The organism is Streptomyces sp. NPDC088157 (assembly GCF_044741545.1).
GTDB lineage: Bacteria > Actinomycetota > Actinomycetes > Streptomycetales > Streptomycetaceae > Streptomyces.
Genome location: NZ_JBIUSU010000005.1, coordinates 1 through 24,902, shown reverse-complemented (window position 1 = coordinate 24,902; position 24,902 = coordinate 1). Strand labels below are relative to the sequence as shown.

The 24,902-nt window shown below is 71.9% G+C and carries 20 protein-coding genes; 13 read left to right on the top strand and 7 right to left on the bottom strand.

Annotated features, from left to right (window positions below; all coding sequences use genetic code 11):
* Positions 1 to 160 precede the first annotated feature (160 nt).
* Complete coding sequence (locus ACIPFH_RS20085; RefSeq protein ID WP_401828111.1) at positions 161 to 1,093, bottom strand: A/G-specific adenine glycosylase; 933 nt, start codon at positions 1,091 to 1,093, stop codon at positions 161 to 163.
* A gap of 258 nt (positions 1,094 to 1,351) precedes the next feature.
* On the opposite strand from ACIPFH_RS20085, the gene ACIPFH_RS20080 reads away from it, so the two are divergent.
* Complete coding sequence (locus ACIPFH_RS20080) at positions 1,352 to 2,203, top strand: hypothetical protein (protein WP_401828110.1); 852 nt, start codon at positions 1,352 to 1,354, stop codon at positions 2,201 to 2,203.
* A 6-nt stretch (positions 2,204 to 2,209) separates the two neighbouring features.
* Here ACIPFH_RS20080 and disA read toward each other — a convergent pair whose 3' ends face one another.
* Together disA and radA are read right to left on the bottom strand one after the other, a co-directional pair.
* On the bottom strand, positions 2,210 to 3,334 hold the full coding sequence (disA, locus tag ACIPFH_RS20075; RefSeq protein WP_356252483.1) for a DNA integrity scanning diadenylate cyclase DisA: 1,125 nt from the start codon (positions 3,332 to 3,334) through the stop codon (positions 2,210 to 2,212).
* Positions 3,335 to 3,414: 80 nt separating this feature from the next.
* The gene (gene radA, locus ACIPFH_RS20070) at positions 3,415 to 4,824 is read right to left on the bottom strand and encodes a DNA repair protein RadA (RefSeq protein WP_356252486.1); all 1,410 of its coding nucleotides are present in this window, start codon (positions 4,822 to 4,824) and stop codon (positions 3,415 to 3,417) included.
* A gap of 278 nt (positions 4,825 to 5,102) precedes the next feature.
* Here radA and ACIPFH_RS20065 point away from each other — a divergent pair, with 278 nt between their 5' ends.
* Positions 5,103 to 6,866: a hypothetical protein gene (locus ACIPFH_RS20065; RefSeq protein WP_401828108.1), complete on the top strand. Its 1,764-nt coding sequence runs from the start codon at positions 5,103 to 5,105 to the stop codon at positions 6,864 to 6,866.
* Positions 6,867 to 7,368: 502 nt separating this feature from the next.
* Here the strand turns inward: ACIPFH_RS20065 and ACIPFH_RS20060 are convergent.
* Positions 7,369 to 8,235, bottom strand: coding sequence for a hypothetical protein (locus tag ACIPFH_RS20060; protein ID WP_401829203.1), 867 nt, complete (start codon positions 8,233 to 8,235; stop codon positions 7,369 to 7,371).
* Between the two features lie 187 nt (positions 8,236 to 8,422).
* Here ACIPFH_RS20060 and ACIPFH_RS20055 point away from each other — a divergent pair, with 187 nt between their 5' ends.
* The 4 genes from ACIPFH_RS20055 (at position 8,423) to ilvD (ending at position 12,926) form a co-directional block, all read left to right on the top strand.
* Positions 8,423 to 9,355 carry a Ppx/GppA phosphatase family protein gene (locus ACIPFH_RS20055; protein WP_356252491.1) on the top strand — a complete coding sequence of 311 codons (933 nt, stop codon included), beginning with the start codon at positions 8,423 to 8,425 and terminating at the stop codon, positions 9,353 to 9,355.
* A 146-nt stretch (positions 9,356 to 9,501) separates the two neighbouring features.
* On the top strand, positions 9,502 to 10,359 hold the full coding sequence (locus ACIPFH_RS20050; protein WP_401828106.1) for a sugar phosphate isomerase/epimerase family protein: 858 nt from the start codon (positions 9,502 to 9,504) through the stop codon (positions 10,357 to 10,359).
* The gene (locus ACIPFH_RS20045; RefSeq protein WP_356252497.1) at positions 10,356 to 10,961 is read left to right on the top strand and encodes a TetR family transcriptional regulator; all 606 of its coding nucleotides are present in this window, start codon (positions 10,356 to 10,358) and stop codon (positions 10,959 to 10,961) included. The genes ACIPFH_RS20050 and ACIPFH_RS20045 overlap by 4 nt, the downstream gene beginning before the upstream one ends.
* A gap of 111 nt (positions 10,962 to 11,072) precedes the next feature.
* Entirely contained in the window at positions 11,073 to 12,926 is a 1,854-nt protein-coding gene (gene ilvD, locus ACIPFH_RS20040; protein WP_401828105.1) for a dihydroxy-acid dehydratase, read from the top strand.
* Positions 12,927 to 13,073: 147 nt separating this feature from the next.
* On the opposite strand, the gene ACIPFH_RS20035 is transcribed toward ilvD, so the two are convergent.
* Positions 13,074 to 15,236 carry a serine/threonine-protein kinase gene (locus ACIPFH_RS20035; RefSeq protein ID WP_401828103.1) on the bottom strand — a complete coding sequence of 721 codons (2,163 nt, stop codon included), beginning with the start codon at positions 15,234 to 15,236 and terminating at the stop codon, positions 13,074 to 13,076.
* 182 nt (positions 15,237 to 15,418) lie between these two features.
* Between ACIPFH_RS20035 and ACIPFH_RS20030 the strand changes: the two genes are divergently transcribed.
* From ACIPFH_RS20030 to proC, 6 genes are all read left to right on the top strand, one after another.
* Positions 15,419 to 15,730, top strand: a complete 312-nt coding sequence (locus tag ACIPFH_RS20030) for an SH3 domain-containing protein (protein WP_356252506.1) — start codon at positions 15,419 to 15,421, stop codon at positions 15,728 to 15,730.
* Between the two features lie 818 nt (positions 15,731 to 16,548).
* Positions 16,549 to 17,187, top strand: a complete 639-nt coding sequence (locus ACIPFH_RS20025; RefSeq protein ID WP_401829201.1) for an EamA/RhaT family transporter — start codon at positions 16,549 to 16,551, stop codon at positions 17,185 to 17,187.
* A 211-nt stretch (positions 17,188 to 17,398) separates the two neighbouring features.
* Complete coding sequence (locus ACIPFH_RS20020; RefSeq protein WP_401828101.1) at positions 17,399 to 18,202, top strand: class I SAM-dependent methyltransferase; 804 nt, start codon at positions 17,399 to 17,401, stop codon at positions 18,200 to 18,202.
* A 685-nt stretch (positions 18,203 to 18,887) separates the two neighbouring features.
* Positions 18,888 to 19,820, top strand: coding sequence for an ABC transporter ATP-binding protein (locus ACIPFH_RS20015; RefSeq protein WP_401828099.1), 933 nt, complete (start codon positions 18,888 to 18,890; stop codon positions 19,818 to 19,820).
* Positions 19,817 to 20,620 carry an ABC transporter permease gene (locus tag ACIPFH_RS20010; protein WP_401828097.1) on the top strand — a complete coding sequence of 268 codons (804 nt, stop codon included), beginning with the start codon at positions 19,817 to 19,819 and terminating at the stop codon, positions 20,618 to 20,620. The genes ACIPFH_RS20015 and ACIPFH_RS20010 overlap by 4 nt, the downstream gene beginning before the upstream one ends.
* Positions 20,621 to 20,829: 209 nt before the next feature.
* A complete protein-coding gene (gene proC, locus ACIPFH_RS20005) occupies positions 20,830 to 21,642 on the top strand; it encodes a pyrroline-5-carboxylate reductase (RefSeq protein WP_401828096.1) in 813 nt (270 codons plus the stop codon).
* 28 nt (positions 21,643 to 21,670) lie between these two features.
* On the opposite strand, the gene ACIPFH_RS20000 is transcribed toward proC, so the two are convergent.
* On the bottom strand, positions 21,671 to 22,258 hold the full coding sequence (locus ACIPFH_RS20000; RefSeq protein ID WP_401828094.1) for a cysteine hydrolase family protein: 588 nt from the start codon (positions 22,256 to 22,258) through the stop codon (positions 21,671 to 21,673).
* Positions 22,259 to 22,332: 74 nt separating this feature from the next.
* On the opposite strand from ACIPFH_RS20000, the gene ACIPFH_RS19995 reads away from it, so the two are divergent.
* Positions 22,333 to 23,340 (top strand): GlxA family transcriptional regulator, encoded by a 1,008-nt coding sequence (locus ACIPFH_RS19995; protein ID WP_401828092.1) that lies wholly within the window; start codon positions 22,333 to 22,335, stop codon positions 23,338 to 23,340.
* On the opposite strand, the gene trpS is transcribed toward ACIPFH_RS19995, so the two are convergent.
* Entirely contained in the window at positions 23,268 to 24,305 is a 1,038-nt protein-coding gene (gene trpS / locus ACIPFH_RS19990) for a tryptophan--tRNA ligase (RefSeq protein ID WP_401828091.1), read from the bottom strand. The genes ACIPFH_RS19995 and trpS overlap by 73 nt on opposite strands.
* Between the last annotated feature and the right edge of the window lie 597 nt (positions 24,306 to 24,902).

Below are 24,902 nucleotides of genomic sequence, written 5' to 3'. Positions count from 1 at the left end.
GCTAGCGCTCAGCTGTCCGTCGGTTGTGTAACGGAAATAGGTTTGGGGTAGAGAAGCAGGCTGAATGCGTCGCCTATGGGGTGATTTGCTCGCCTATTGAGCGTGACAAAAGCCGGGCGACGGCCGTGACGAAGCCGTACGTCTGTGAAATGACCGTGCGTCAGGTCAGCGGCAGGCGGTACAGCCCGCCCGGCAGCGGTTCCACGAGCCCGTCCGCGACGAGGCCGTCCAGCGCACGCGCGCGTTGCACCGGCTCGTGCCACACCCGGTCGAGGGCGGCCTGCGGCACGGGGGCGTGGGCGTCCCGCAGGACGGCGAGCAGCTTGCCCCTGACCTGCCGGTCGGTGCCGGCGTACGTCTGGCCCCGGCGGGGCGGTCCGTCGTGCTCCGGCTTGCCCGCGAGCCGCCAGGCGCACTGCGCCGCGATCGGGCAGCGCACGCACGTCTCGTTCTTCGCCGTGCAGACCAGCGCGCCGAGCTCCATGGACGCGGCGGCCCAGCGTGCGGCGGTCGGCTCGTCGGCGGGCAGCAGGGCACGGGCCAGTTTGCGTTCGGCGGCCGTGGTGGCGTTCGGCGGGTATTGCACGCCGGTGACCGCGCGCGCGAAGACGCGGCGGACATTGGTGTCCAGGACGGCGTGCCGGTGCCCATGAGCGAAGGAGGCGACGGCCGCGGCCGTGTACTCGCCGATGCCGGGCAGTGCGAGGAGCTGCGCGTGGTCCGACGGCACGTCGCCGCCGTGCCGTTCCGTTATCGCCACCGCGGCGCCGTGCAGCCGCAGCGCGCGACGTGGGTATCCGAGCCGCCCCCACGCGCGTACGGCCTCGCCCGGGGCCTCCGCGGCCAGGTCGGCCGGGCGCGGCCAGCGGGCGAGCCACTGCTCGTAGACCGGCAGCACACGGCTGACCGGCGTCTGCTGGAGCATGAACTCGCTGACCAGCACGCCCCACGCGCCGGCCTCGGGGCGTCGCCAGGGCAGGTCGCGGGCGTTCTCGTCGAACCAGTCGATCACCAGGGAGTGGAGCTCCGCTGCGGGTGCGTCGGCGTCGGAGCGGGCGGGGGTGCGGTGCGGGGGCTTCGTGGGCGCAGTCATGGCCCTTCCGATCCTGCCATGAGCGGCGGGGCACGCGCGCGTACCGCCACTCGACCGAGTGGGCCGAGAGGGCACCCCGCGCGCGCGTGACGCGGGCCATGGCCAGAGGTGCAATGGGTGCGATCGTCAAGAAGAGGCGACGGCGCGGACCGAAGGCGGGTCGAGGGCCACGGTCTCCGGAATGATGATCCGGAAAAGTTGTGCCGTTGGCGGCGGGTGGGGCCGGCGAACCCCTCGATCTCTCGTACAGTTTGCGCCGTGGGATCTCTGCGCAATCCGGTCGGGCCGCTTCCCTCCTCCATCTACTGGCGTCGGAGGGTCGTACTGCTGTCCGTGTTCGCCCTGTTGGCCCTGCTGATCCTGTGGGTGGTGACCTCGGGCGGGGGCGGCGGGAACAACGGCGCCGACGGCGGCAGCGGCAAGAATCCCGCGTCCTCCATCACGCCGGGACCGTCCGGATCGGGGCCCGCGATCAGCCAGAACCCGGGCGGGCGCGACGAGTCGAGCGAGGGTGCCACCAGCGGTTCCGGGTCGGCTTCGGGCTCGGGTGGTGACTCGGCGGGCGCCGGTGGCACCGACGACGGAGCCAACGGCAGCGGCAGCGGTAGCGGCGGCAGCGACGGTGGCAGTGGCAGTGGCAGTGGCAGTGGCAGTGGCAGTGGCAGTGGCACCGGCACCGGGACCACGCTGCCCGTCGGGACGACGCTGCCCAACTGCACTGCGGGAGCGGTCACGTTGACCCTGCGCAGCGTCCAGAACTCCTACTCGCCCGACCGGACGCCCACCTTCCAACTGACCGCGAAGAACAGCTCGGGAAGCGACTGCAAGGTCGATCTCGGTCCGAAGTCCGCGGTGTTGACGATCACTCAGACGGGCGGATCCGACGACTACTGGTCGTCCGCCGACTGCCCCAAGACGTCCGGCAGCCTGCTGTACCGGGTGCCGGCCGGGGACAGCTTCACGTACACCGTGAAGTGGGACCGCAAGCCGAGCGCCCCGAAGTGCGCGACGCCTCCGGCGGGGGCCGCCGGAGCGGGTACGTATCTGGTGGAGGCGAAGGCTCCCGGGTTCGCCAAGGCGCAGACGTCGTTCGTACTGGACGACGACTAGACCGGACTAGACGTACCGCTCCAGGATCGACGACTCGGCCAGCCGTGACAGGCCCTCGCGGACGCTCCGGGCCCTTGCCTCGCCCACGCCGTCCACCGTCTGGAGGTCGTCGACGCTCGCGGCGAGGAGCTTCTGGAGGCTGCCGAAGTGCTCGACCAGGCGGTCGATGATCGCGCCGGGCAGCCGAGGCACCTTCGCCAGGAGACGGAAGCCGCGGGGCGAGACCGCCGAGTCCAGGGCCTCGGGGGAGCCGGTGTAGCCCAACGCGCGGGCCACCGTGGACAGTTCGAGCAGTTCGGCGTGGCTGAGCGCGTCCAGCTCGGACAGCGCCTCGTCGACCGTGCGGGACCGCTTGGCCGTGGGCTCCGGCACATAGTCCCGGACCACCAGCTCGCGTTCCGGTTCCACGCCCGCGATCAACTCGTCGAGCTGGAGGGCGAGCAGACGCCCGTCCGTGCCCAGTTCGACCACGTATTCGGCGATTTCGGTGGCGATGCGGCGCACCATCTCCAGGCGCTGGGCCACCGCGGAGACGTCCCGGACCGTCACCAGGTCCTCGATCTCCAGCGCTGACAACGTTCCCGCGACCTCGTCCAGGCGGAGCTTGTAGCGCTCCAGGGTCGCCAGTGCCTGGTTCGCGCGGGACAGGATCGCGGCCGAGTCCTCCAGGACGCGGCGCTGTCCGTCGACGTACAGGGCGATCAGACGCATGGACTGGGAGACCGAGACGATCGGGAAGCCGACCTGCTTGCTGACCCGGTCCGCCGTGCGGTGCCGGGTGCCCGTCTCCTCGGTGGGGATCGTGGGGTCCGGCACCAGCTGGACGCCGGCCCGGAGGATCTTCGACAGATCGGAGGAGACCACGATGCCGCCGTCGAGCTTGCACAGCTCACGCAGGCGCGTGGCCGCGAACTCCACGTCCAGGACGAATCCGCCCGTGCACATCGCCTCGACCGTCTTGTCGGAACCCAGCACGATGAGCCCGCCGGTGTTGCCGCGGAGGATCCGTTCCAGGCCGTCGCGCAGGGCCGTGCCGGGAGCCACCGCGCTCAGCGCGGCGCGCATCAGGCCCTCGGCACCGGAACTCCCACCGGACTTTCCGGGAGCTGCCGCCCGGTCGTTGGCTGCCACTGCACTCCTCCGGTCACAGGTCTGGGACGTTCCCGTTTCGCGCACTCGTTTCGTACGGACGGGCGAGACCAGGGCAAAGTCTACCGGCGCTCCTCCGCCTCCCGTGGGGCGTCTCGTCGACGGGAGCGCGGCAGGACCCGCAGGGCGTCCCCTATGTCCGCGACTTCCAGAACCTTCATGCCCGCCGGGACCTTGCCCGGATCGCCCGGCACGAGCGCGTGAGTGAAGCCCAGGCGGTGTGCCTCCGAAAGCCTGCGCTGAACGCCCGTGACCCGTCTGACCTCGCCCGCGAGGCCCACCTCGCCGATCGCGACGAGGTTCTTGGGCAGCGGGATGTCGCTCGCGGCGGAGGCCAGGGCGAGGGCGATCGCCAGGTCCGCGGCGGGCTCCGAGAGCTTCACGCCGCCGACCGTCGCCGAGTAGATGTCCCGTTTGCCCAGCGCGCTGATCTTGCCGCGCTGCTCCAGAACGGCCAGCATCATCGAGACCCGGGAGGTCTCCAGGCCGGACGTGGTGCGGCGGGGCGAGGGGATCTGCGAGTCGACGGTGAGGGCCTGCACCTCGGCGACCAGGGGGCGGCGGCCCTCCAGGGTGACCGTCAGACAGGTACCCGGTACCGGTTCGTCACGACGAGTCAGGAAAAGTCCGCTTGGATCGGTAAGGCCCGTAATGCCCTCGTCGTGCAGTTCGAAGCAGCCGACCTCGTCGGTGGCGCCGTAGCGGTTCTTGATGCCCCGCACCAGGCGCAGGCGCGCGTGGCGGTCCCCCTCGAAGCTCAGGACGACGTCCACGAGGTGTTCGAGGAGACGGGGGCCGGCGATCGCGCCGTCCTTCGTGACATGGCCCACCAGGAGCGTGGACATGCCGCGGTCCTTGGAGGCGCGGATCAGGGCGCCGGCGACCTCGCGGACCTGGGCCATGCCGCCGGGCGCTCCGTCGATCTCCGGGGAGGCCACGGTCTGTACGGAGTCCACGATCAGCAGGGACGGCTTCACCGCGTCCAAATGCCCGAGAACGGCCGCCAGATCGGTCTCGGCGGCGAGGTACAGATGGTCGTCGATGGCGCCGATGCGGTCGGCGCGCAGGCGGACCTGGGAGGCCGACTCCTCACCGGTCACGTACAGCGTGCGGTGCTCGTCACTCGCCGACTTGGCCGCCACGTCCAGCAGGAGGGTCGACTTGCCGACGCCCGGCTCGCCGGCCAGGAGCACGACGGCGCCCGGTACGAGTCCGCCGCCGAGGACGCGGTCCAGCTCGGGTACGCCGGTGGGGCGGGCTGTGGCCTGGCGCCCGTCCACCTGGCCGATGGGCAGGGCGGAGGTGGTGACGCGCCCCGGTGCCGTCGTACGGACCGCGGGCGCGCCGTACTCCTCGACCGTCCCCCAGGCCTGGCACTCGGGGCAGCGGCCGAGCCACTTGGCCGTCTGCCAGCCGCATTCCGTGCAGCGGTAGGACGGACGGTCCTTGGTGGTCTTCGTACGGGCAGCCATGGGGAAACCGTAGCCGCCGCCACTGACAGCCGGACCGCCCTGTGGACGACCGACCCCGCCGGGCGCCGTTCTGGACGGCCCCGTCGCCGTCCCGCGCCAGGGCCCGCGCCGGCAGCGGAGAGGACCCGCGCCCTGGCGAATCGGCCACGCCTGGTCACGAACGGGCTAGGGGACCCCCCTCCCCTGTGCCCTTTTGAGGGATCGTTTCACCCATACGGATTAAAAGGACTCAAGGGACAAGAAGACCTAGTTCCGTGCCGCCTACGGTCGCACGGGTGATGACCAGCAGCCCGGAAACCTCGACCCGAACGACCGGCGCACACCGGGCGCACCGGGAGGCGCGTGACGGCGCTGCGGCGCGCACGCTCGCACAGCGGCCTCCCGCGCGCTACGAGCCGTACCTGGACGGTCTGTTCACCTACTGCCTGTCCGTCCTGTGCGACCACGACGCGGCCACCGCCGCCCTCGGTGACGTCCTGGTGTTCGCCGAACGGCGTGGCCAGCGCGCTCCCGACGCGGCGGGCGACCGCCGGGCCTGGCTGTACGCGCTCGCCCGCTGGGCCTGTCTGCGCAAGCTCACCGAGGCCAAGCAGAAACGTCAGGGCACCCACGCGGCGGCACGCAACGGCGCCCGCCGGCAACCCGGCACCAGGCCCGCGACGGCCACGACCCCCACGGCGTCCACCACGGCGGCAGCCCCGACCGCCTCCGACCAGGCCATGGAGCGGCGACGGCGCGAACTCACCCTGCTCGCCTGGCCGGAGGCCGCCGGCACCACCCCGGAGCAGCGCGAGGCGCTCGAGCTCGCCGTACGCCACCACCTCGCCGCCCACGAGGTCGCCGCCATCCTCGGCAAGGATCTCGCCGCAGCCCGCGAACTGCTCGCCTCCGCCGCCTGCGAGGTCGAGCGCACGCGCGCGGCGCTCGCCGTCGTCGAGACCGGCGGCTGTCCCGGGGTGGCCCGCCTCACCGGCGAGCACCGGCTCGTGCTCAGCGCCGCCCTGCGCCGCGAACTCGTCCGGCACGTCGACGACTGCCCGCGCTGTCGCCGGACCGCCGAACGCGCCGCGCCCGGCCGCTGGCCCGGCGCCGGGGTCACCCCCGCCGAGCTGCCCGTGCTGGAAGCTCCCCGCGCGGAGCTGCACGCGGCCATGGCCCATCTCACCCGCGCGCGGGGCGCCGCGGCGCCGCGCTACGACCGGCGGGGCTTCCCGATGGATCCCAAGGACCGTGCCGCCCGCCGCGAGCGGCTACGCGCGCGTGCCGTCACGACGACCGTCGTCGCCACCGTCGTCGCCGCTCCGGTGCTCGCCCTGTGGGCGGCCTACCGGGGCACACCGACGGGGGAGGGGGTCGAGGGCCGCTCGGCCAGCGCCAGCGAGGCGCACGGCACCGACAGCCTCGACGGTGAGACGGTCGGCGGCTACGAGAACGCGGGTAACGCCAGCACCCGCCCCGGCAGCGGTCCCACGAAGAACAACGGCCCCGATGTCTCGGTGGAGGTCGTCAGCGTCACCGGACTCGGCGACAGCGCCGTCGGCCACCTCTCCGTGACGGCCGCCAACAGCGGCGACACCACTCTCATCACCCTCACCGCGGGCGCCGGCGGCGACGGTCCGATCCGCTGGTCGGCCACCACGGCGGCCTCCTGGCTCTATCTGAGCCGTTCCACGGGCAGCCTGAAGCCCGGCGAGTCGGTGACGATCAAGGTGTACGTCGATCACCTCCGCGAGCCCTCCGGGCAGTGGCACGCGCGCGTGGCGATCGCGCCGGCGGGCGCCGTGGTCTCCATCGAGGGCTACGGCACCGCATCCGGCCCCTCGGCCCCCGGCAACGGTCCGGGCCCCGGCGAGCCGCCTCCGGCGACCGACCCGCAACCGACGCCCACGGCGCCGTCCTCCCCGGACCCGACCCCGGCCCCGACCGACCCCCCGACCTCCTCTGGTCCGGAACCCGTCCCCGGAGACCCGTCCCCGACCGCCTCGGAGGCGAGCCCTCCGCCGACCGACGACAACGGCCCCCCGAGCCCGGCGACGTCATAGGGATCACGGACCGCGCCGACCGTGTCGGCGCGCGGCACCAGAGCATGCGGGACGCGCCGTAGGGCACGCGGGACGCACGGGCGCCGCCCCCGGGTCTCGACCTCGGGGCGGCCGCCCGACCGGTGGCGCCGCCGGCCGCTCCGAAATCCGCAGCCACCGAAGAACGCCCGGCCACCGAAGAACGCCCGGCCACCGGAGAACGTCCGGTCACCGAAGGCGGCCCGGCCACCGGAGAACGTCCGGTCACCGAAGAACGCCCGGCCACCGGAGAACGTCCGGTCACCGAAGGCGGCCCGGCCACCGAAGACCCGTGACGTCCCGGTCACCGAAGACGCCCCGGTGACCGAAGACGGCCCGGTCGCCCAGCCGCCCGGTCACCGAAGACCGCCCGGCCGCCCGGCCGGGATCTCGGCGGCCGGCACAGGCCAGGAGCCCGTGAGCCCGGGGGATCCCAGGAGCACGAGAGCCAGGAAGAAGCTCACGTGCACGGTGGCCCGGAGCGTCAGCCCGTCGCGCCCGTCGCGCCCGTCGCGCCCGTCGCGCCCGTCGCAGCCGTCGGATCGGCCGGATGCGGTGCCACCAGCGGGAGCTGCGAGGCGAGGCGTTGTTCGCACAGCTCGACCAGGCGGTCGTAGCCCGCCTTGCCCATCAGCTCGGTCAGCTCCGGGCGGTAGGAGACGTACACCGGGTCGCCCGCGCCGTGTGCCGAGGTCGCGGACGTGCACCACCAGTGCAGGTCATGGCCGCCCGGGCCCCAGCCGCGACGGTCGTACTCACCGATCGACACCTGGAGCACGCGCGTGTCGTCGGGCCGGTCGATCCAGTCGTACGTCCGCCGCACCGGCAGCTGCCAGCAGACGTCCGGCTTGGTCTCCAGCGGCTCGCGGCCCTCCTTGAGGGCCAGGATGTGCAGCGAGCAGCCCGCGCCGCCCGCGAAACCGGGGCGGTTCTGGAAGACGCACGAGCCGTTGAACGGGCGGGTCTGTCGGGAGCCCTCCTCGTCCTCCGAGACCCAGCCGTTCCGGGTGCCCTCGGCGTGGTGCTGCCAGATGTCCGGCGTGAGCCGTGCCACATGCCCAGCGACGCGCTTCTCGTCGTCCTCGTCGGAGAAGTGGGCGCCCAGCGAGCAGCAGCCGTCGGCCGCGCGGCCCGGCTGGATGCCCTGGCAGCCGCTGCCGAAGATGCAGTTCCAGCGGGAGGTCAGCCAGGTCAGATCACACCGGAAGACCTGTTCGTCGTCGGCCGGGTCGGGGAACTCCACCCACGCGCGCGCGAAATCGAGGCCCGTCTCGTCCGCGGCCAGAGCTTTGGCCGCCAGGGCCTTCGCTTCCGACGCCTTGGCCTTGTTCGACTTCTTCGGTGGCTTCACCGGCTTCGCACGCGAAGGACCGTCGGTGGATTTGTCGGTCTTCGCCTTGTTCGTCTTGGGCACTCGTCCAGGGTAAGTCGCCAGGAGCCTCTTCGGGGACGTCCCGCCCGCCACCCGACCACCACCCTTCACGAGGGGCTTCGCCCCGCACAACCTGGATCGCCCGCTGGGCAGTAGCGTTCCCTCCATGAGACTCGGTGTCCTCGACGTGGGATCGAACACGGTGCATCTGCTGGTGGTGGACGCCCACCCGGGCGCGTGCCCCCTGCCCGCGCACTCGTACAAGGTGGAGCTGCGCCTTGCCCAACTCCTCGACGAGGACGGGGCGATCGGCCCCGAGGGCGTCGACAAACTGATCACCGTGGTCAAGGAGGCCCTCCAGGCCGCCGAGGACAAGGGCGTCGAGGACCTGTTGCCGTTCGCCACCTCCGCCGTGCGCGAGGCCAGCAACGCCGACGACGTCCTCGCGCGCGTGCAGGCCGAGACCGGTGTCGAGCTCCAGGTCCTCACCGGCGCCGAGGAGGCCCGGCTCACCTTTCTCGCCGCCCGTCGCTGGTTCGGCTGGTCCGCCGGAAAGCTGCTGGTCCTGGACATCGGCGGCGGCTCCCTCGAGATCGCCTACGGCATCGACGAGGAGCCCGACGCGGCCGTCTCGCTGCCGCTCGGCGCCGGCCGGCTCACCGCGGGCTGGCTGCCCGGCGACCCGCCCGACGCCGAGGACATACGAGCCCTGCGCCGCCACGCCCGCGCGCAGATCGCCCGCACGGTCGGTGAGTTCAAGCGCTTCGGCGCCCCCGACCACGTCGTCGCCACGTCCAAGACGTTCAAGCAGCTCGCCCGTATCGCCGGCGCCGCCCGGTCCGTCGACGGCCCGTACACGCAGCGGCAGCTCAAGCGCGAGTCCCTCGAGGCCTGGGTGCCCCGCCTGGCCGGGATGACGACGGCCCAGCGAGCGGAGCTCCCGGGTGTCTCCGAGGGCCGCGCCAACCAGCTCCTCGCGGGCGCGCTGGTGGCGGAGGGGGCGATGGACCTCTTCGGCGTGGAGAACCTCGAGATCTGTCCCTGGGCGCTCAGGGAGGGCGTCATTCTGCGCAAACTCGATCACATGGCGTCGGCGTAACGAGCCTGCGGGGCACGGGGCCGTGACACGGGCGGCTCCGCCGGGGGGCGCGAGCGACCACGCCGTACGCGCCTGTCCGTGGCGAACACCACAACGGCGGCCGGGAGCCCCGCACCTGGGCGACCGCACCCCGTAACCTGTCCCCCATGGCAGAGCCAGTCGTGCGGATCCCGGATGCGAAGGTCGCCCTGTCGACTGCCTCGGTCTACCCGGAGTCGACGGCGACGGCCTTCGAGATCGCCGCGCGCCTCGGGTACGACGGCGTCGAGGTCATGGTCTGGAACGACCCCGTGAGCCAGGACATAGACGCGCTGCGCAGACTCAGCGACTACCACCGCATCCCGATCCTCGCCGTCCACGCCCCCTGCCTGCTCATCACGCAGCGGGTGTGGTCGACCGACCCGTGGATCAAGCTCCAGCGGGCGCGCGCGGCGGCGGAGAAGCTCGGCGCGAGCGCGGTCGTCGTCCACCCGCCGTTCCGCTGGCAGCGGCAGTACTCGCGGGACTTCGTCACCGGTATCTGGCGGATGGCGGACGAGACGGACGTACGGTTCGCCGTCGAGAACATGTACCCCTGGCGCTACCGCGACCGCGAGATGCTCGCGTACGCGCCGGACTGGGACGTCACCAAGGACGACTACCGGCACTTCACGATCGATCTCAGCCACGCCTCGACGGCCCGCGCCGACGCGATGCAGATGATCGACCGCATGGGCGACCGCCTGGGCCACGTCCACCTCGCCGACGGAAACGGTTCGGCGAAGGACGAGCACCTGGTCCCCGGCCGCGGCGCCCAGCCCTGCGCCGAGCTGCTGGAACGGCTCGCGCTGACCGGCTTCGACGGGCATGTCGTCATCGAGGTCAACACGCGGCGCGCGATGTCGAGCGCCGAACGTGAGGCCGATCTGGCGGAGGCGCTGGCCTTCACCCGCCTGCACCTGGCCTCCTCGTCACCGGCCGCGTCGCCGCCCACGTCCTCCGCGGCGAAGGTGCCCCGCCGATGACCGGCGTCACCGCCCGCAAGCGCGGCCGTCCCCCTCGCGCGGAGTCGGCGGACACCCGCGACCTCATCCTGGCGGCCGCCCGCGAGGAGTTCTCCGAGCGGGGCTACGACAAGACGTCCGTACGCGGGATCGCGAAGGCGGCCGGTGTGGATCCGGCGCTGGTGCACCACTACTTCGGCACCAAGGAACAGGTCTTCGAGGCGGCCGTCGAGGTCGCCTTCGCCCCCGCGCTCAACGCCCCCGAGGCGGTCGCCGACGGGCCGCTGGACCAGGTCGGCGAGCGGCTCGCCCGCTTCATCTTCGGCGTCTGGGAGAACCCCACCACCCGCAAGCCGCTGCTGGCGATCGTGCGCTCCGCCGTGAACAACGACACCGCGGCCGCCGTCTTCCGCCGCCTGGTCGCCTCGCAGCTGCTGCGCCGCATCGCCGCGCAGCTCGACCTGCCGGACGCCGAGCTGCGCGCCGAGCTGGCGGCGGCGCAGCTGGTGGGCTGCGCGATGCTGCGGTACGTGATCAGGGTGGAGCCGCTGGCCTCGGCGGACCTGGAGCTGATCATCGCGCGCGTGGCACCGGTCGTACAGGGACACCTGACCCAGCCGTGAACGGCGGTGCCGCCGAGACATCCATCCCGTATTCCGGACACCCCGTCCCGCCCCCTGGATGACCGGCGTACGCTCAATAGCAGCCCTATCTGTCTGAAGGAGCGAGCGACGATGCCCGAGCTGAGGTCCCGCACAGTCACCCACGGTCGCAACATGGCGGGCGCCCGCGCCCTTATGCGCGCCTCCGGTGTACCCGGTGCGGACATCGGCCGGAAGCCGATCATCGCGGTGGCGAACAGCTTCACCGAGTTCGTGCCCGGACACACCCACCTCCAGCCGGTCGGCCGGATCGTCAGCGAGGCGATCACCGCGGCCGGCGGCATCCCGCGCGAGTTCAACACGATCGCCGTCGACGACGGCATCGCGATGGGCCACGGCGGCATGCTCTACAGCCTGCCCTCCCGCGACCTGATCGCGGACAGCGTGGAGTACATGGTGGAGGCCCACTGCGCCGACGCCGTGATCTGTATCTCCAACTGCGACAAGATCACCCCGGGCATGCTGAACGCGGCCCTGCGCCTGAACATCCCGACCGTCTTCGTCTCCGGCGGCCCGATGGAGTCCGGCCGCGCCACCCTGGTCGACGGCACGGTCCGCACGCTCGACCTGGTCGACGCGATGTCCGAGGCCGTGAACGAGAAGATCTCGGACGAGGACATCCTCCGTATCGAGGAGAACGCCTGCCCGACCTGCGGCAGCTGTTCCGGCATGTTCACCGCCAACTCGATGAACTGCCTGACCGAGGCCATCGGCCTCTCCCTCCCCGGCAACGGCTCGGTCCTCGCCACCCACACGGCCCGCCGGGCGCTGTACGAGGACGCGGGGCGCACGGTGATGGACATCACCCGCCGGTACTACGAGCAGGACGACGAGACGGTCCTGCCCCGCAACATCGCCACCCTCGCGGCCTTCGAGAACGCGATGGCCCTCGACATCGCGATGGGCGGCTCGACCAACACGATCCTCCACCTGCTGGCCGCCGCCCAGGAAGCGGGCGTCCCGTTCGGCCTGGAGGAGATCAACGAGGTCTCGCGCCGCGTGCCCTGCCTGGCCAAGGTCGCGCCGAACGTGGCGAAGAACCGCACGTACTACATGGAGGACGTGCACCGCGCCGGCGGCATCCCCGCCCTGCTCGGCGAGCTGCACCGCGCGGGTCTGCTCAACGAGGACGTGCACTCGGTCCACAGCCCGTCCCTGGCGGACTGGCTGAAGACGTGGGACGTCCGCGCCGGCTCCCCCTCGCCCGAGGCGCTCGAACTCTGGCACGCGGCCCCCGGCTGCGTCCGTTCCGCCGAGGCCTTCTCCCAGTCCGAGCGCTGGGAGGCGCTGGACGAGGACGCCGAGGGTGGCTGCATCCGCTCCGCCGAGCACGCCTACAGCAAGGACGGCGGCCTCGCGGTCCTGCGCGGCAACCTCGCCGTCGACGGCTGCGTGGTCAAGACGGCGGGCGTCGACGAGTCGATCTGGACCTTCGAGGGCCCGGCGGTCGTCTGCGAGTCGCAGGAAGAGGCCGTCGAGAAGATCCTCAACAAGCAGGTGACGCACGGCGACGTCGTCGTCATCCGCTACGAGGGTCCCAAGGGCGGCCCGGGCATGCAGGAGATGCTCTACCCGACGTCCTTCCTCAAGGGCCGCGGCCTCGGCAAGACCTGCGCCCTGATCACCGACGGCCGCTTCTCCGGCGGCACCTCGGGCCTGTCGATCGGCCACGCCTCCCCCGAGGCGGCCTCCGGCGGCACCATCGCGCTCGTCGAGGACGGCGACCGCATCCGCATCGACATCCCGAACCGCACGATCGAGCTCCTCGTCGACGACGCCGAGCTGGCCCGGCGCGAGGCGGCCCTCGGCGGGGTCTACGCGCCGAAGAACCGCGAGCGCAAGGTGTCCGCCGCGCTGCGCGCCTACGCCGCGATGGCGACGAGCGCCGACAAGGGCGCGGTGCGGGACGTGTCGAAGCTGGGCTGACCCCACCACCGGGTGGTCGAGTCAAGCGCTGCTGTGAGGGCCGCCTCCGTTCGGAGGCGGCCCTCGGCGCGTCTCGCCGGCCCGCGTCTCGCCGGCCCGCGTTTCACCGGCCCGCGTCTCACCAGCGCGTGCCCCGGCAGTCCGTTCTCACCAGTCCGCCGGGTCCCGCCCGTCCACCGCGAAGACGGTTCCGTCGGGAGCGCCCGCGAAGACACGGCCGTCGACCGTCTCGGGTGAGGGCAGCGTGGCCACCACCTCGTCCGAGTCGGCGCCGAGCCGCAGTGCCGTCTGCCCGACGAGCTTGCCCTTCTCGGCGTCCACGGCGAGGAGACGCCCGTCGGCACCGCTGAAGTAGACGTGCTCGCCGTCCGCGGTCGGCGCCGAGCCCCGGCTCACGGACGTCTGGAGGGACCACATCTGCTTGCCCGCGACCGTGTCGACGGCCACGAGTGATCCGTCGAAGGCCAGGAGATAGACCCGGTCGCCCTGCACGGTGACCCGCGCCTCCTGGAGCGCGACGCCCAGGCTCACGCGCAGCGACACCTTGTCCTGCGGGTAGTACCGGACCACGGCGTCGACCGTGCCGTACTCGCCACCCTGGCTCAGCAGGACGAGGCTGCCGTCCGTGGTGCCCACGAGAGTCAGCGTGCCGCTGAGCCGTTCCTCCAGCCGCACCTTCCCGGTCGCGGGATCCACGGCCGTGATCCGGGTGCGCCCGTGGTCCGACGTGCTCGTCACGTACGCCAACGGGTCGTCGGGGAACGCCATGAAGTACGGCTCGCTCAGCCCCGGAACGCGCCGGCTCCACACCGGCTTCCCCGTCGCGGCGTCCACCCCGGTCACCGTGCCGTCGGCAGCGGTCAGCAACAGGGTGCCGCCGACGCTGCGGACACCCGGGTACTTCGAGAGGTCGCGCTGCCAGCGCGTGGCGCCCGACGCCGGGTCGAGCGCCTCCAGCCGCTTGCCCGAGTGCGTGATCACCTGAACCAGCCCGCCCGCTGGCACCGGCGCCTGGCTCGGGCCGTCGTCGTCGGAGAGGACGTGCCGCCACAGGACGCGCCCGTCCGACGCGTCCAGCGCCGACACCAGCCCGGACTGGACACAGAGCAGCCGCCGCGCGTCGTAGACGCACTGCGGCATCCCGCCCGTGCCCGTACCCGCGGCGGCGCCGGTCGCGCTCTTCGCCGGTCGCGTGCTCCAGGGGGCGAAGGCGGACGACGCGGAGTGCGAGCCGCCCGCGCTGCCCCGCGCGCCCTTGCCCGTGTCGTCCCCGCCGGGCAGCTGCGTGGCGAGGAGCGCGCCGCCCGAGAGGACGACGACCAGCGCGCCGGCCGCGAGGGCCATCCGCCGACGCCGGCCCCCGGCACTCGCTCCCGCCCGTTCCGGCGCCTGCGCGGACTCCGGCTCGGCCGGACCCGCCTCTGTCTTCCCCGCCTCCTCCAGCACTCGCGGTGACGGTATGAACGCCTGCGTGTCGTACGAGGCCGCCACCGACCGCAGTTCCCGCATCAACTCGTCCGGCGTCGGACGGTCCTCGGGCTCCTTGGCCAGACAACGCACCACCAGCGGCGCGAGGTTCCCCGGTACGCCCGTCAGATCCGGCTCGTCGTGCACGACCTGGTAGGCGACGACGTACGGGCTGTCGGAATCGAACGGCCCGCGTCCCGTCGCCGCGTGCACCATCACCGACCCGAGCGCGAAGATGTCGGCGGCCGGACCCACCTCCCGCGGCCGCCGGAACTGCTCCGGAGCCATGAACGGGGGCGTACCTATCAACTTGCCGGTCTCGGTGTGCAGTTCGCTGTCCTTCGGCCGGGAGATACCGAAGTCGATCACCTTCGGCCCGTCCTCGGCGAGCAGCACGTTGCTCGGCTTCAGATCCCGGTGCACGACCCCGACCCGGTGGATGTCCCGCAGCGCCTCCGCGAGTCCGGCCATCAGCCGCCGCAACTCACCCGAGCGCATGGGCCCGTTCCGCTTCACCTGCTCGGCGAGCGTCGAGCCGGGAATGAACAGGGTCGCCATCCAGGGCCGCTCGGCCTCCGGATCGGCGTCGACGACGGGTGCGGTGAACGCCCCGCTCACCCGCCGGGCGGCGGCCACCTCCTGCCGAAAACGGCCCCTGAACTCGGGGTCCTTGGCGAACTGGGCGTGTACGACCTTCACCGCGACCTTCATCCCGGAGGTGCTCCGGGCCAGGTGCACCACACCCATGCCGCCGGAGCCCAGACGCTCCTCCAGGCGGTAATGACCGGCGTACTCCGGAAGTTCCGCTTCCGCGCCCGCTCCGGCGTTGCGCTGTGGCGTCATGGACCACCCCCGTGCTGTTCAACCGCGCGCGCGACGCACGGAGCCTAGTCGATGACTCGTCCGGGACCGAGGCGGCTTGCTAGCCTCCGTGTGCGAATTCTGTACATGTGTTTCATTGCGTGTTTCAGGGGAATCAACGTGGCCCCATGGCAGTCATGGGGTCCGACGGGGGGAGTTCTTACATGTCTGTCGACCGTGTGGAAGAGGTCGCGAGCGGCGAAACGACGGAGGCCGTCACGGCGGCCCTCACCTACTACCCGATCGCCCCGGGTGTCCGGCTGAACGTCCGCAGCGGCCCCGGCACGGGCTACCCGGTCGTCAAGGTCCTGGCCGAGGACACGAGGGTCCCGATCTTCTGCCAGACCCCGGGCACCTCGGTGACGGGCCCGTACGGCACGACGAACATCTGGGACAACATCGCCGGCGGCCAGTTCGTCTCGGACGCCTACGTACGAACGGGCAGCGACGGCTACGTGGCCGCCCACTGCGCCTGAAACCAGGCCAGATTCCGGCCCCGGCCGATCCCGGTCACGCCAGGTCCCGGCCGATTTCGGTCACGCCAGGTCCCGGCCACGCCAGGCCTCGATCATGCTCGGGCCGGGTCACGCTCGGCCTCGGCCACGCTCGAACCCGGGCCCGGTTCAGGCCGGGCCCGGTTCAGGCTCGGCCGGGTGGCCGGGTGGCCGGGTGGCCGGGCCCAAGCCCCGGGTCGGCTGGGTGGCTGGGCCCAAGCCCCGGGTCGGCTGGGTAGCTGGGCCTGGGCCTGGACTCGGCTGGACGGCCGGGGCCGAGCCTCAGGCCGACTGGGCGGTGGGGCAGGAAGATCGGGGGCCGGGGGGGGGTGACCGGTGACCGGTGGCCGAACCTGGTCCAGGCTCGGTCGGGCGGCCTCGCCCAGGTGCGGTTCGGACCGGCCGGTCGGCGCAGCTCCAGCCTCGGACAGTCCTGAAAGTCCTCGACACACCTCCGATCGCCCTCGTTCGCGGTCGGCACGACAGCCACGGAGCTCCACCACCGGAGCAACCCCGGACCGGCAGCCGGCAGCCGGCAGCCTCTTCGGTCCCGGCCTCGGTCCCGGCCTCGGTCCCGGCCTCGGTCCCGGCCTCGGTCCCGGCCTCGGTCCGGGCTCGGCCCTGCTCCGGCTCCGGCCCGGCCTTGGACAGCCTCGCCCTGGCCCCGGCCCCGCCCTCGCCCTAGCCCTCGTACCAGCCCCGCCCCGGCCTCCGAGCAACCCACCCGAGAGTCCGTCCCCACCCGGAGCCATAATCGTCCCGTGAGCGACGAAAACGGCACCTCGGACAGTCCGGCCGACCTGCGGGACACCTCGGCAGGCCCCCGGGGCGCCTCCGCGCGCTCCCTCGGCAGCCCCACCAGTCCATCGAGCTCTTCCGCAGGCCAGGCGGCCACCGCCGCAGGCCAGGCGGCCGCCCCCACCACTGAGGCCGACACCGCCTCAGGCCGGACAGAAAGCCCCGGAGGCACAGGGCCCCGTCCGGAGCCTCTCCGGTTCTTCGGCACCACCTGGGTGAACCACGATCCAGGCCTCCAGGGCTACGCGGCCCGCCGCATCGCCGTGTCCGTCGGCTCGCTCGCCGCCGTCACGGGCTCCTGCCTCGTCCTGCGCTTCGCCTACCAGGGCATCGCGATCGCCGACCTGGGGAGCTTCGTGACGCCCCTGGTCGTCGTGATGTTCGCGGTCTGCACCGCCCTCGCCTTCCGCCACACCTGGGAGGGCTTCACCAAGCGTCACGACCCCGACCGTCAGGCCTCACTGCGGGGCCTGCTGGCCGTCGGCTTCGTCGGCTCGCTGCTCGCCTACCTCTTCCGCACCCTCACCGAGGCCCCCGGCGAGAAACTCCACCGCGCGGAGTACGACGCGGCCCGCCACCGGCACGAACGCCGCTCGACCCGTCGCACGGGCAACCCGTCGAAGAAGCGCCGCCGCGGCTGACCCCTTCCCCACCACCCCCTGACCCCTTCCCCACCACCCCCTGACCCCTTCCCCACCGCCCCTGACCGAGGACCCACCACCCCTGACCGAGGGCCCACCACCCCAGGAACCGGGCCCCTTTGGCGCCGTGGAAGTCCTTCAGGTTGCTCGGATCCAGCACGCGGCACTGAATCCGTTACCGTCACCGACCACTCCTGGCCACCATGTCCCCATGACAGCCTCCTCCCGCACCTCCTCTCCCTCTCCCTCCCAGACGTCCTCGCACACCACCCGGGCCCACTCCTTCAACTCCGCCGCGGCCCAGTACGCAGCAAACCGCCCCTCCTACCCGACCGCCCTCCTCGACACGATCGAGGACCTCGCAGGCCGCCCCCTCACCGGCGCCCGGGTCGCGGACATAGGGGCCGGTACCGGCATCGCGACCGCCCTCCTGCACGCCCGCGGCGCCGAGGTCGTCGCCGTCGAGCCCGGCGACGGCATGGCCGCACAGTTCCGCCACGCCCTCCCCGAAGTGCCGATCGTCCGAGGTGACGGCAACCGCCTGCCCCTGGCCACCGCCTCCCTCGACTTCCTCACCTACGCCCAGTCCTGGCACTGGACCGACCCGGCCCGCTCGGTCCCGGAGGCGCTGCGCGTCCTGCGCCCGGGCGGCGCGCTGGCGCTGTGGTGGAACACCGACGCCCTGGACGTGTCATGGATCGCCGCCCAGTCGGACCGCATCCACCGGCACTTCGGCATCCGTCCCGCCGTCGAGAAGAACACGGGCGTCGACCGAGCCGCCCGCGACTCGACCGGCCCCTTCGACCTGGCCCGCCGCCAGGTCCGCTGGAGCCGCCACGTCTCCGTCGACACCCACCTGGCCAACATCGGCAGCCATTCGGGCTTCCTGGTGCAGGACGAGGAGGTCAGCGACGCCTTCCTCGAAGAGGAGCGCACGCACCTTCTCCAGGCCTTCCCGCACGGCACCGTGGAGGAGACCTACGACGTCGAACTGCTGCTCGCCACCCGCCCCTGACCCCACCCGCCCCTGACCCCACCCGCCCCTGACCCCACCCGCCCCTGACCCTGCGGCCCCCTCCTCTCCCGTGCGGTGGCCCCCCTCCAAGGGCCGCCGCCGCACACGCGCGATCCACCTGTCGCAGCCCGCCCAACTCCAGCCGCACCGCGCGGTCGTGCGGCAGCGCGTCCAGCGCGCCAACGCGACGTCCAACCCGTTCAACGCGACGTCCAGCGCGTCCAACAGCTCCAGCTCCAGCTCCAGCTCCAGCACCAGCAGCCGCAGGAACGAAACGTCGCATGCCCCAGCACTCGTACGACCAGCCCGACGCCCCCTGCCCTCCGTCTCGACGCCGAGGCGTGCACATGGCTGATTTCCCAAGCCGTCTTCGTCACAGCCGGCGCCAACCCGACCAACACCCCACACCCCACACCCCCTCGAACGGATTCCCCACCACGATCGCCACCGCCGCGACCCCGAGCGCGATCGGCCGGCCGACGACGCCGGTGACCACCCCAGTCCGGCGGGCGCACCGGAGGCCACGGCGACGGCCACGCACGGGGGAACCGGATCGACCGGGCGCCGGGTTCCTGTGCCGACCCGGTGAACACCCGAAGCGAATGAACAGGGCATCCGATTCCAGCCGCACCGCCGCACGCCCGCGCACTTGACGACCCAGTGCACCCCGACCATTATTCATCGCATGATGAATTTTGACGCCGATCCCCGCCCACCCGGCGAAGACACGAGCGAGGCCCGAGCCGTCACCCAGCCCGCCGCCCCGGCCGTCACACCACCCGCCGCCCCCGCCGTACGAGCCGAGACCCTGACCGTCGTCCGAGGCCCACGCACGGTCCTGCGCACCCTCGACTTCACCGTCCCCCGCGGCCAGATCACCGGCCTGCTGGGCCCTTCCGGCTGTGGCAAGTCGACCCTCATGCGTTCCATCGTCGGCACCCAGGCCAAGGCCACCGGCACCCTCGACGTCCTGGGCCACCCCGCCGGCCACCCCGCCCTGCGCACCCGCATCGGGTACGTCACCCAAGCACCCTCCGTCTACGACGACCTGACGATCCGCCAGAACCTCGCGTACTTCGCCGCGATCCTCGATCCGGGCCGCGCGGCGGCGGACCGGCGCCACGAGAACGTCACCCGGGCCATCGCCGACGTGGATCTCACCACCCACGCCGACGCCCTCGCCGGCAATCTCTCCGGCGGCCAGCGCAACCGCGTCTCGCTCGCCGTCGCCCTCCTGGGCACCCCGGAACTCCTCGTCCTCGACGAACCGACCGTCGGCCTGGACCCCGTCCTCCGCCGCGACCTGTGGAACCTCTTCCACGATCTCGCCGCCACCCGAGGCGCGACCCTTCTCGTCTCCTCCCACGTCATGGACGAAGCCGAGCGCTGCCACCGCCTGCTCCTCATGCGTGAGGGCGAGATCCTCGCCGACGCCACGCCCGAGGCCCTGCGCACCCGCACCGGCGCCGACACGGTCGAGGCGGCCTTCCTGCACCTGGTGGACGCGGCCACGGAAGCGGCCCGCACGAAGGAGACCGGCACGAAGGCGACCGGCACGAAGGAGAACCGAACGGAGAACCGAACCAAGAAGAACCGAACCAAGGAGACGACCCGATGACCACGACGACACCCGCCGCCGAAGCTCCCGCCCCTGTCCCGGCCCCCCTGCCCACCAGCGCCCTGAGCGTCTCGCGCACCACCGCCACCGCGGCCAGGGTGCTGCGCCAGCTGCGACACGACCCTCGCACCATCGCGCTGCTGGTCCTCATCCCCTGCGTGATGCTGTTCCTGCTCCGCTACGTCTTCGACGGCAGCCCGCGCACCTTCGACAACATCGGCGCGTCCCTCCTGGGCATCTTCCCGCTGATCACGATGTTCCTGGTCACCTCCATCGCCACCCTGCGCGAACGCACCTCGGGCACCCTCGAACGCCTGCTCGCCATGCCCCTGGGCAAAGGCGACCTGATCGCCGGCTACGCCCTCGCCTTCGGCACCCTCGCGATCATCCAGTCGGCCCTGGCCACCGGCCTGGCGGTCTGGTTCCTCGACCTCGACGTCACGGGCAGCCCCTGGCTGCTCCTCCTGGTCGCCCTCCTCGACGCCCTCCTCGGCACGGCCCTCGGCCTCTTCGTCTCGGCCTTCGCGGCCTCGGAGTTCCAGGCGGTCCAGTTCATGCCGGCGGTGATCTTCCCGCAGCTCCTGCTCTGCGGCCTCTTCGCCCCCCGCGACACCATGCACCCGGCCCTGGAGACCCTCTCCGACGTCCTCCCCATGTCGTACGCGGTAGACGGGATGAACGAGGTCCTCACCCACACCGACATGACGGCCACCTTCGTACGAGACGTCCTCATCGTCGGCGGCTGCGCCCTCCTGGTCCTGGGCCTGGGAGCGGCGACCCTGCGACGGCGCACCGCGTGACCCTCCCAGCCCGTCCGGCGCTTGAGGACGAGCCCCGTGCAGGGCCGAAAGGAGATCCGGGGGCACAGCCCCAGGGACGGGAACGGGACGGGGCGGCGGGGGCGGGAAAACAGCAGTCCGCCCACCGGACACCCAGGCCGACCCCCCGCCCCCGGTGCGAGGATGACCCCGGACGACGGACGACGCACCCCTCCGGAGGACCCCGCACCATGACCCAGAAAGTCGCAGTCCTCGGCACCGGCAAGATCGGCGAAGCCCTCCTCAGCGGCATGATCCGAGGCGGCTGGGCCCCCGCCGACCTCCTGGTCACCGCCCGCCGCCCGGAACGAGCCGAGGAACTCCGCACCCGCCACGGAGTCACCCCCGTCACCAACGCCGAGGCCGCCAAGACCGCGGACACCCTGATTCTCACGGTCAAGCCGCAGGACATGGGCACCCTCCTCGACGAGCTCGCCCCGCACGTTCCCGCCGACCGCCTGGTCATCAGCGGAGCAGCCGGCATCACCACCGCCTCCATCGAGGAGCGTCTCGCCACCGGCACGCCCGTCGTCCGCGTCATGACGAACACCCCGGCCCTCGTCGACGAGGCCATGTCCGTCATCTCCGCCGGCACCCACGCCACCGCCGCCCACCTCGCCCACACCGAGGAGATCTTCGGCGCCGTCGGCAAGACCCTCCGCGTTCCCGAGTCCCAGCAGGACGCCTGCACCGCCCTCTCCGGCTCCGGCCCGGCGTACTTCTTCTACCTGGTCGAAGCCATGACGGACGCCGGCATCCTGCTCGGCCTGCCCCGCGACAAGGCCCACGACCTCATCGTCCAGTCCGCGATCGGCGCCGCCACGATGCTCCGCGACAGCGGCGAACACCCGGTCAAGCTCCGCGAGAACGTCACGTCCCCGGCCGGCACCACCATCAACGCCATCCGCGAACTCGAGAACCACGGCGTACGAGCCGCCCTCATCGCCGCCCTCGAGGCCGCCCGCGACCGCAGCCGCGAACTGGCCTCCGGCAAGAAGGACTGACCCCCACCACGGGAACAGCGCGGGGCGGTCAGGCGCCGGCCGCCCCCACGATCTCCTTCGTGGTCACGACCCGGGCGAACCCGCCCCCGTGCAGGGACACCGCCGACGCCTGCGCGAGCTCCTCCGCACTCCGCCGCCAGCCGAACGGACCCTCCAGGCCGAACGTGTACGTCGCGTCGTACGCGAACAGCACGTCGTACCCGAGATTGCCGCCCATCCGCGCCGTCGTCTCGGCGCACATGTTGGTCTGGATCCCGGCCACCACGATCTGCGAGATCCCTTCCGCGGTCAGCCAGGCACCCAGATCCGGCGTCCCGAGAAAGGCCGAGTTCACCGTCTTGGTGAGGAACAACTCGGCCCCGGAACCCTTCCCCCGCCGCGCCTCCACGTACTCCTTGAAGTCGTTCCCCTCGTACCCGGGCCGCAACGGCGATCCCGGCTTCACCGAGTCATGCCGCACGAACACGACCGGCCGCCCCGACCCCTGCCATACGTCGATCAGCGCCGCGATGTTGTCATCGGCCCCGGGATTGTTCCGCGCCCCCCAGAAGTCCAGCTCCTCGAAGCCCTTCTGCACATCGACGACCACCAGCGCTGCGTTCTCCGCGATATCCATGCCTCGATCCTGCCGCCGGGACCCCGCGCACCCCAGAAGGTCAAAAGACAGCGATCGATGGTTTACTGCCATCCATGAAGCCTGCGTACCGGGTCGCCCTCGTCGCCTTCCCCGGCATCCGCGCCTTCGACGTCTCCGTCATCAACGAGGTCTGGGGCACCGACCGCACCGACCGCGGCGCTCCCGCGTTCGACCTGCGCCGAGTCGCCGCCGACCGCGCCGACGTCCCGATGCGCGGCGGCCTGGCCCTCCTCCCGGACCGTCCCCTCAGCTGGCTCTCCCGAGCCGACCTGATCCTGATCCCCGGCCTGGACGACCACCTCACCCCCGCGCCCGCCCCCGTCCTGGACGCCCTCCGTCGCGCACACGCCCGAGGCACCACCCTCGCGGCCCTCTGCGGCGGCGCCTTCACCCTCGCCCAGGCCGGCCTCCTCGACGGCCGCCGAGCGATCACCCACTGGAACCTGATCGACCTCCTCCGCACGCACCACCCCCGGGTCACCGTCGTACCCGACGCCCTCTTCATAGAGGACGACAACATCTGGACCGCCGCCGGCACGGCAGCCGGCATCGACCTCTGCCTCCACCTGGTCCGCCGCTCGCACGGCGCCGAGGCGGCCGCCACCATCGCCCGCTCGATGGTCACCGCCCCCTTCCGCACCGGCACCCAGGCCCAGTTCATCGAACACCCCACCCCCCGCGCTGACCGGGACGCCGACACCCTCGCCGCCGTACGCGAACACGCCCTGCGCCACCTGCACGAACCCCTCACCGTCGCCGACCTGGCGGTACGGGCCGGCATGTCCCCGCGCAGTTTCGCCCGCCACTTCACCGCCGCGACCGGCGCGACACCCCTGCGCTGGCTCCTCGACCAGCGCATCGCCGCGGCCCAGAAACTCCTCGAACGCACCGACCTCCCCATGCCCGAGGTGGCCCGGCGTTCCGGCTTCGGCAGCGAGGTCACGATGCGCCAGCACTTCGCGTCGCGCCTCGCCACCAGCCCACGCGCCTACCGCGCCGCGTTCAGCACCCGGTCCGTGACCGATTCCGTCGCCGGCGGAAGCAACCCGATCGCGCGATAGGCGCTGTCCACGACCGGCCGGGCCATCGCCCGGGCCTTCTCCGCCCCGCCCCGCAGCACTCCCTCCACCTGGACGGGATCCGCGCACAGTTCCCTGTGCCTGACCTGCACGGGCCGCAGGACCTCGATCACCGCGTCGGCCGTGTCCTTCTTCAGGGCGCCGTACGACGCGTACCCACCGGCCAGGGCCTCCGGGTCCCCATCCGTGCACGCGGCGAGGATCTCCAGCAGATTGGCGAGCCCCGGCCGCTCCGCCCGGTCGTACACGACCTCCCGCCCACTGTCGGTGACGGCCCGCATGACCTTGTTGCGCACCACCTCGGGTTCATCCAGCAGATAGACGATCCCGGGCCCGAAGTCGTCGCTCTTGCCCATCTTCGACGTCGGCTCCTGGAGGTTCATCACCCGAGCCGCCACCGCCGGATGCGTCGCCCTCGGCACCACGAACGTGTGCCCGTACCGCTGGTTGAACCGCACCGCCAGGTCACGCGCCAGCTCGACGTGCTGGGACTGGTCGTCGCCCACCGGCACCTCGTCGGCCCCGTAGGCAAGGATGTCCGCCGCCATCAATACGGGATAGGTCAGCAAGGACAGCCGCACACTGCCCCCGCGCTCCCGCTCCCGCGCGGACTTCTCCTTGTACTGGATCATCCGCCGCATCTCGCCGTCCGTGGCCACGCACTCCAGCAGATACGACAACCGCGCGTGCTCATCCACATGGCTCTGTACGAACACGGTGCACAGCTGTGGATCCAGCCCCGCCGCCAGCAGCAGCGTCGCCGCCTGCCGACTGAGCCGGCGCACCCGCGCCGGATCGTGCTCCACGGTCAGCGCGTGCAGATCGACCACGCAGAACAGTGCGTCCGCCCGGTGCTGGTCGACCTGGGCCCACTGCCGCAGAGCGCCCAGGTAGTTCCCCAGAGTCAGATGCCCGGTCGGCTTGACCCCGCTGAAGACCCGCTTCATCTCTCCACCTCCTGGTCGAGGCCGCCGCTCCGGCCGGCCGACCCCCTGGAACGCTGGAGGGAAAACAGAACGGCCGCCGAAGCGGCGGCCGTTGAGTACATACGTGAGTACGGCCGCCCGTCAGGCGGCCCACCACAGCTGGGTGCACGTACGCGTAGTCACGTCCGTCAGAGTACGCCTCCGGGGTGCCCGAGGGGCATGAGTTGACACACCCCGGCCGGATACGTAGTGTTCTCCGAGTTGTCCGACGTGAGCGCCGACCCCGGTCGGTCCCCGGACAGCCATTCCGCAGGTACCAACCACTTCTCGGCAAGCAGTCGATTCGTCTGCTGTCGTGTCGTCGGCATGTGTATTCGCGAAATGAGGAATCCGCGTTCGAAAGGACGCAGCCCCCGATTGGCTTCGGGGGCCGGGAATCCGCTAAAGTCTCACTCGTCGGAACGGCCCAACAGCCGGGAAGACAAGCCCCCTCTGACTGGGAATCAGCGCCGAAAGGATCTGGTAGAGTCGGAACCGCCGGAAAGGGAAACGCGAAAGCGAGAACCTGGAAAGCACCGAGGAAATCGGGTCGAGAAAAGATCTGATAGAGTCGGAAAC